Annotated in this window: 5 protein-coding genes; all 5 read left to right on the plus strand. The window is 69.4% G+C overall.

Annotation, left to right across the window (positions count from 1 at the left end):
* The first annotated feature begins 16 nt into the window (after nucleotides 1-16).
* On the plus strand, nucleotides 17-1177 hold the full coding sequence (gene tal, locus C6Y14_RS30600) for a transaldolase (protein ID WP_107020093.1): 1161 nt from the start codon (nucleotides 17-19) through the stop codon (nucleotides 1175-1177).
* Between the two features lie 497 nt (nucleotides 1178-1674).
* Nucleotides 1675-3213 carry a glucose-6-phosphate dehydrogenase gene (gene zwf / locus C6Y14_RS30605; protein ID WP_225891364.1) on the plus strand — a complete coding sequence of 513 codons (1539 nt, stop codon included), beginning with the start codon at nucleotides 1675-1677 and terminating at the stop codon, nucleotides 3211-3213.
* Nucleotides 3210-4142 carry a glucose-6-phosphate dehydrogenase assembly protein OpcA gene (gene opcA, locus C6Y14_RS30610; RefSeq protein WP_107020094.1) on the plus strand — a complete coding sequence of 311 codons (933 nt, stop codon included), beginning with the start codon at nucleotides 3210-3212 and terminating at the stop codon, nucleotides 4140-4142. Before zwf ends, opcA begins: the two co-directional genes overlap by 4 nt.
* Nucleotides 4135-5799, plus strand: a complete 1665-nt coding sequence (gene pgi, locus C6Y14_RS30615) for a glucose-6-phosphate isomerase (protein ID WP_107020095.1) — start codon at nucleotides 4135-4137, stop codon at nucleotides 5797-5799. The genes opcA and pgi overlap by 8 nt, the downstream gene beginning before the upstream one ends.
* Nucleotides 5800-5814: 15 nt before the next feature.
* On the plus strand, nucleotides 5815-6122 hold a 308-nt coding region (locus C6Y14_RS30620), incomplete at its 3' end, for an NAD(P)-binding domain-containing protein (protein WP_159074339.1).

The raw sequence follows: 6122 nt of genomic DNA on the forward strand, positions 1-6122 counted from the left end.
GACTGCACGAAGGAAGATGATCACTGTGACCCAGACAATCACGACTCAGACAATCACCACCGCCGAACCCCTGAAGGCCCTCTCCGGCGAAGGCGTCTCCATCTGGCTCGACGACCTGTCCCGCAAGCGCATCACGTCCGGCAACCTCGCCGAACTGATCGAGACCCGGCACGTCGTCGGCGTCACCACCAACCCCTCCATCTTCCAGGCCGCGATCGGCTCCGGCGAAGGGTACGAGGAGCAGCTCGCCGACCTCGCCGCCCGCCGCGTCACGGTCGACGAGGCCGTACGGATGATGACCACCGCCGACGTCCGCGCCGCCGCCGACATACTGCGGCCCGTGTACGACGCGACCAGCGGCCGGGACGGCCGGGTCTCCATCGAGGTCGACCCGCGCCTCGCCCACGACACGAAGGCGACGGTCGCCGAGGCCAAGCAGCTCTTCTGGCTGGTCGACCGCCCGAACGTCATGATCAAGATCCCGGCGACGAAGGCCGGACTGCCCGCGATCACCGAGGTCATCGGCCTCGGCATCAGCGTCAACGTCACGCTGATCTTCTCGCTGGAGCGCTACCGCGAGGTCATGGACGCCTACCTGGCCGGCCTGGAGAAGGCACAGGCCAAGGGCCTGGACCTCGCCACCATCCACTCCGTCGCCTCCTTCTTCGTGTCCCGCGTCGACAGCGAGATCGACAAGCGGCTGACGAAGGTCGGCACGGACGAGGCGCTCGCGCTCAAGGGCAGGGCCGCGCTGGCCAACGCGCGGCTCGCGTACGAGGCGTACGAGCAGGTCTTCGACTCGGAGCGCTGGAACGCCCTCGGTGGCGCCCGCGCCAACAAGCAGCGTCCGCTGTGGGCGTCGACCGGCGTCAAGGACCCGTCCTACAAGGACACGCTGTACGTCGACGAGCTGGTCGCGCCCGGCACGGTCAACACGATGCCCGAGGGCACGCTGAACGCCACCGCCGACCACGGCGAGATCCGCGGCGACACGGTGAGCGGCGGCTACGCACAGGCCCGCGCGGACCTGGACGCCGTCGAGAAGCAGGGCATCTCGTACGACGAGGTCGTCGGGCAGCTGGAGACCGAGGGCGTCGCGAAGTTCGCGGTGGCCTGGGGCGAGCTGCTGGACGCGGTCACGGTCTCGCTGAACAGCAAGGGAGTTGACAGCGAATGAGCAAGAACCCTCCCGAGGGAACCCCGTCGGAGACGGCGGGCACGGCGGCGGCCGCGCCTGCCGTCGCCACCTCGGCGAAGAAGACCGCGCCTACGAAGAAGGCTTCGGGCACCAAGAAGGCTTCGGGTGCCGCGAAGGCCGTGGGCACCAAGAAGACCGCCGGTGCCAAGAAGGCCGCGGGTGCGACCAAGGCCGTGGGCGCAACCAAGGCCGTGGGCGCCAAGAAGGCCACGGGTGCCGCGAAGACCGCTGGCGCCAGGAAGACCGCGGGTGCCGCGAAGACCGCTGGTGCTACGAAGGCTTCGGGTGCCGCGAAGGCAGCCGGAGCCAAGAAGACCGCGAGTGCCGCGAAGACCGCCGATGCCAAGAAGGCCGCGCCGAGCCGTGCGAAGGCCGGTGCTGTCGCCGTCACCGCGGACGGCTCGGTCTCGGACACTGCGGCGGTCGCCGCCGCCGACGCGGCCGGCGCCGATCTCGCGCCGCAGTCGCTCGCCGAGGTGCTGGAGCAGGGTGACGGGTGGGTCAATCCCCTCCGTGACCCCCAGGACCGCCGGCTGCCGAAGATCGCCGGGCCCTCCGGGCTCGTCATCTTCGGGGTGACCGGCGACCTGTCCCGCAAGAAGCTCATGCCGGCCGTCTACGACCTGGCCAACCGCGGCCTGCTGCCGCCGGGCTTCTCGCTCGTCGGGTTCGCGCGGCGCGACTGGGAGGACGAGGACTTCGCGCAGATCGTGCACGACTCGGTCCGCGACCACGCGCGCACCGAGTTCCGCGAGGAGGTCTGGCAGCAGCTCGCCGAGGGCATGCGGTTCATCCCGGGTGACTTCGACGACGACCAGGCGTTCGATCAACTGCGCGCCGCTGTCGACGAGTTGGACAAGTCCCGGGGTACGAGCGGCAATTACGCCTTCTACCTATCCGTACCGCCGAAGTTCTTCCCCAAGGTCGTCAAGCAGCTCAAGAAGCACGGCCTCGCCGAGGCGCCCGCGGGCTCCTGGCGGCGCGGGGTGATCGAGAAGCCGTTCGGCCGCGACCTGAAGAGCGCGCGTGAGCTGAACCGCGTGGTGCACGAGGTGTTCGACCCGGAGCAGGTGTTCCGGATCGACCACTACCTCGGCAAGGAGACCGTCCAGAACATCCTGGCGCTCCGCTTCGCCAATCAGATGTACGAGCCCATCTGGAACCGGTCGTACGTCGACCACGTACAGATCACGATGGCCGAGGACATCGGCATCGGAGGCCGTGCGGGCTACTACGACGGCATCGGGTCCGCCCGTGACGTCATCCAGAACCACCTCCTGCAGCTGATGGCGCTCACCGCGATGGAGGAGCCCATCGCCTTCGACGCCGACTCGCTGCTCACCGAGAAGCTCAAGGTCCTCAAGTCCGTGAAGCTGCCGGAGAACCTGGGCGAGCACACGGTCCGCGGGCAGTACGCGACGGGCTGGCAGGGCGGCGAGAAGGTGCGCGGCTACCTCGACGAGGACGGCATCGACCCCGGGTCGACGACCGACACGTACGCGGCCGTCAAGCTGGAGGTCGACAACCGCCGCTGGGCGGGCGTCCCCTTCTACCTGCGCACCGGCAAGCGTCTCGGCCGGCGGGTCACCGAGATCGCGGTGGTCTTCCAGCGCGCCCCGCACTCCCCCTTCGACTCCACCGCCACCGAGGAACTCGGCGCGAACGCGATCGTCATCCGCGTCCAGCCGGACGAGGGCATGACGGTGCGCTTCGGATCGAAGGTGCCGGGTACGTCGATGGAGATCCGGGACGTGTCGATGGACTTCGCGTACGGCGAGTCGTTCACGGAGTCCAGCCCGGAGGCGTACGAACGCCTGATCCTGGATGTACTGCTCGGAGACGCCAACCTCTTCCCCCGCCACCAGGAGGTGGAAGAGTCCTGGAAGATCCTCGACCCGATCGAGGGCTACTGGGACACGCACGGCAAACCCGCGCAGTACGCCTCGGGCACCTGGGGCCCCGGGGAAGCCGACGAGATGCTCGCACGAGACGGACGGAGCTGGCGCAGGCCATGAAGATCGACCTGACCGACACCACGGCAAGCAAGATCAACAAGGCCCTCGTGCAGGGTCGCCGCGCCATCGGCACGCCAGCCGTGGGCATGGTCCTGACGATGGTCATCGTGACGGACGAGGAGAACGCCTACGACTCGATCAAGGCGGCCGAGGAGGCCTCGCACGAGCACCCCTCGCGCACCCTGGTCGTCATCAAGCGGCACGCCCGCACCCCGCGCGACCGCACGAACTCCCACCTCGACGCCGAGGTACGGGTCGGCGCGGACGCCGGCACCGGCGAGACGGTCATCCTGCGCATGTACGGCGAGGTGTCCGACCACGCCGACTCGGTGGTCCTGCCGCTGCTGCTCCCGGACGCGCCCGTCGTCGTCTGGTGGCCGGTGGACGCGCCGAAGGTCCCGGTCAAGGACCCGCTGGGCGCCCTCGCGCAGCGCCGGATCACCGACATGTACGCCGTGGAGACCCCGCTTGAGGCCCTGGAGGCGCGTGCCGCCGCGTACGCGCCGGGCGACACCGACCTGGCCTGGACCCGGCTGACGCCGTGGCGTTCCATGCTCGCCGCCGCCCTCGACCAGGCCCGTACGAGGATCATCACGGCCACCGTCGAGAGCGAGGCCGAGAACCCGAGCGCCGAACTGCTGGCCCGCTGGCTGGAGGCCCGCCTCCAGGTCCCGGTCGACCGGGTCGTCACCGCGGGACCCGTGGTCACCGCCGTGAAGCTCGGAACCGCGAACGGCGAGATCGTCATCGACCGCCCCGAAGGCCCCCTCGCGACACTGTCCCTGCCGGGCCAGCCCTCGCGCACCCTCGCGCTGAAGGTCCGCAGCACGTCCGAGCTGATCGCCGAGGAACTGCGGCGACTCGACGCGGACGAGATGTACGCCGTCGCCCTGCACGGGGACGACGCCCAGAGGGAGAGCCGTGTCTGACTCACCGAAGCTCACCCGCCGCCCCGAGTGGACCGCTCTGGAGGACCACCGGGCCGGGCCGTTCCTGCACGCGCACCTGCGTGAGCTGTTCGCGACGGACCCGCAGCGCGCCGAGCGCTACACCGCGCGCGTGGGCGACCTGCACATCGACTACTCGAAGCACCTGATCACCGACGAGACGCTCGCGCTGCTCCAGGAACTCGCCACCGCCACCGACGTGTTCGGCCTGCGCGACGCGATGTTCCGCGGCGAGCGGATCAACACGCCGGAGGACCGGGCGGTCCTGCACACCGCGCTGCGCGCCCCGCGGGACGCGGTCGTGGAGGTCGACGGCGAGAACGTCGTGCCGAAGGTGCACGCCGTGCTCGACCGGATGGCCGGCTTCGCCGAGCAGGTCCGCTCCGGCAAGTGGACCGGCCACACCGGCCGGCGTATCCGCAACGTCGTCAACATCGGCATCGGCGGCTCCGACCTGGGCCCGGCGATGGCGTACGACGCGCTGCGGTCCTTCACCGACCGCGACCTGACGGTCCGGTTCGTGTCGAACGTCGACGGGGCCGACCTGCACGAGGCGGTCCGCGACCTGGACCCGGCCGAGACGCTGTTCATCGTCGCCTCGAAGACCTTCACCACCATCGAGACGATCACCAATGCGACCTCGGCGCGGTCCTGGCTGCTCGCCGGACTCGGCGGCACGGCGCAGACCGGTGACGGCTCGGCCGTGGCGAAGCACTTCGTGGCGCTGTCGACGAACGCGGAGAAGGTCGCCGACTTCGGCATCGACACCGCGAACATGTTCGAGTTCTGGGACTGGGTCGGCGGACGCTACTCGTTCGACTCCGCGATCGGGCTGTCCCTGATGATCGCGATCGGCTCGGACCGCTTCCGTGAGCTGCTCGACGGCTTCCACCTCGTCGACGAGCACTTCCGCACCGCCCCTGCCGAGTCCAACGTGCCGTTGCTCCTGGGCCTGTTGGGCGTCTGGTACGGCAACTTCTTCGACGCCCAGTCGCACGCGGTGCTGCCGTACTCGCACTACCTGTCCAAGTTCACGGCGTACCTGCAGCAGCTGGACATGGAGTCCAACGGCAAGTCCGTGGACCGCGACGGGCACCCCGTGGAATGGCAGACGGGCCCGGTCGTCTGGGGCACCCCCGGCACCAACGGGCAGCACGCCTACTACCAGTTGATCCACCAGGGCACGAAGACGATCCCCGCCGATCTGCTCGGCTTCGTCAACCCGGTCGCCGAACTGGGCGGCGAACTCGCGTCCCAGCACGACCTGTTGATGGCGAACCTCTTCGCCCAGGGCCAGGCGCTCGCCTTCGGCAAGACACCGGAGGAGGTGCGGGCGGAGGGCGTGGCCGAGGAGCTGGTAGCGCACAAGACGTTCAAGGGCAACCACCCGACGACCACGATCCTCGCGCGCGAACTGACCCCCTCGGTCCTCGGCCAGCTCATCGCCCTCTACGAACACAAGGTGTTCGTGCAGGGCGCGATCTGGCACATCGACTCCTTCGACCAGTGGGGCGTCGAGCTCGGCAAGGTCCTCGCCAAGCGCGTCGAACCCGCCCTCACCGAGGGCGCCGACGTCCCCGGCCTCGACTCCTCCACCAGCGCCCTCGTGGCCACGTACCGCACTCTCCGGAAGAAGTGAACTGACATGACTGCCATGCAGCTTGGTCTCATCGGGCTCGGCAAGATGGGCGGCAACATGCGCGAGCGCATCCGCCGCGCAGGCCACACCGTCATCGGATACGACCGCAATCCGGAGCTCGCCGACGTGAGCAGCCTGGCCGAGCTGGTGGGGAAGCTCGAAGGTCCGCGAGTGGTGTGGGTGATGGTTCCCGCCGGTGCCGCGACCCAGTCCACGATCGACGAGCTCGGCGAGCTGCTTGAGCCCGGTGACGTGGTCGTGGACGGCGGCAACTCGCGCTGGACGGACGACGAGAAGCACGCGGAGGAGCTGGCGGCCAAGGG

The organism is Streptomyces dioscori (genome assembly GCF_003024195.1).
Lineage (GTDB): Bacteria > Actinomycetota > Actinomycetes > Streptomycetales > Streptomycetaceae > Streptomyces > Streptomyces dioscori.

Coding starts and splice junctions, on each gene's coding strand:
- opcA (WP_107020094.1), top strand. CDS start 3,210: ATGAAGATCGACCTGACCGACACCACGGCAAGCAAGATCAACAAGGCC.
- tal (WP_107020093.1), top strand. CDS start 17: ATGATCACTGTGACCCAGACAATCACGACTCAGACAATCACCACCGCC.